General features: G+C 39.3%; 1 protein-coding gene. It reads right to left on the bottom strand.

The genetic code is table 11. The annotated features are described in order from the left end of the window. Window positions 1–249 precede the first annotated feature (249 nt). On the bottom strand, window positions 250–588 hold the full coding sequence (locus tag ESZ39_RS17420) for a hypothetical protein (RefSeq protein WP_146881184.1): 339 nt from the start codon (window positions 586–588) through the stop codon (window positions 250–252). Window positions 589–1,769: the final 1,181 nt, after the last annotated feature.

Consider the following 1,769-nt stretch of genomic DNA (forward strand, 5'->3'; position numbering starts at 1 on the left):
GAGGAAAAATGGATAAATACAAGGCATAAAATTTAGTCAGTAGTTATTCACCTTATAAATTTTATAACGCTGTAGTTATTCATTTTAACCATTAAAAATGAGCAGGTAATTAATCAACTTGGTATTATACGGTATTTAGGTGGTAAAGGGTTTTTAGATCGCAGCACAACACCATCAGTATGCTCTGGTGTACTAATTTTTAATACTTGATTGTTCGCGTTTTTTGGATCAGGAATAATACCAGTTCCATTAAGTTTGTGATCTTGTTGTGCGCAGGAAAAATAATTCAAGGTAAGGCGCTCGATTGAGCAATAGCTGGCTATTAGGAGTGAGAGCAACACAGCCTTGAGCTATTTTAACTAGTACAAGTGAGCAATAACTTAATGGGATTGGTATAACATCGATATAATCAAGCACGATAGGTTTTTCTGTTCGGGTGTAGAGTCTTGCAATTAGCCAGTCGCCTTTACCTATTGGTACTGTGTTCCTTAACGCAGCAGGGGCAATAATATTTTGCTCTTGATAATACTCACCTGACTCAGAATAAGGCCCTTGATATGTGGAAATATCATAACGCCACTCAGGCACGTGATAAAACGGAAATTGGTCAAGTTTTGTATGTTTATTTTAGCCAAGAGTTGAGGCGAGTCGCTGTCATGCACTTCGCTGAATGCCTGTTCAGACTCTGAGCAACCAGCCACGCCAAACAGTATAAAACTGAGTAATAAAGCAGAATTTTTGTACATTTCCCTCTCCAATGAATATCCCTATTTTTAAATCATAAGCTTATATGCCTATGCAGTGTATACAGATTACAGTGTAGCTTAGGGTTTAGCCTATCAGGTTAATCGCCCGCTTAAAGGTTGACGGACTGAAGTCCGACCTACAAAAACAATAACCCAGCGCGACATTATCACCTGTAGGCCTGATGTAGGTTGGACTTTAGTCCATCAAGTTAAATGAAATTTAACCCTCCTTGGCGTAAAAGCTAACCAATAAAGATAAAATCCACTGCAAATGTCTTTTAGCCCATCAGGTTAATCGCCCGCTGTACGGTTGACGGACTGAAGTCCGACCTACAAAAAACTACCCAGCGCGACATTATCACCTGTAGGCCTGATGTAGGTTGGACTTTAGTCCATCAAGTTAAATGAAATTTAACCGTTTTTGGCGTAAAAGCTAACCAATAAAGATAAAATCCACTGCAAATGTTTTTTGGCTCATCAGGTTAATTGCCCGCTGTACGGTTGACGGACTGAAGTCCGACCTACAAAAACAATTGCCCAGCGCGACATTATCACCTGTAGGCCTGATGTAGGTTGGACTTTAGTCCATCAAGTTAAATGAAATTTAACCGTCTTTGGCATAAATACCAATTAACAAAACAATACCTACTGCAAATATTTTTTGGCTCATCAGGTTAATCGCCCGCTGTACGGTTGACGGACTGAAGTCCGACCTACAAAAACAATTACCCAGCGCGACATTATCACCTGTAGGCCTTGTATAGGTTGGACTTTAGTCCATCAAGTTAAATGAAATTTAACCGTCTTAGGCATAAATACCAATCAACAAAATAATACCTACTGCAAATATTTTTTGGCCCATCAGGTTAATTGTCCGCTGTACGGTTGACGGACTGAAGTCTGAGGAATCCCCACAAGTTACTCAATATAAACTATCTTGAATAAGTGTCTTCATGGCACTTAGTATCATTCTATCCGATAGATAATATCGTTTATGTTGCAGTACCCTTAACGCTAAATACC

Origin of the sequence: Colwellia sp. C1TZA3 (genome assembly GCF_007954265.1) — a bacterium.
Lineage (GTDB): Bacteria > Pseudomonadota > Gammaproteobacteria > Enterobacterales > Alteromonadaceae > Cognaticolwellia.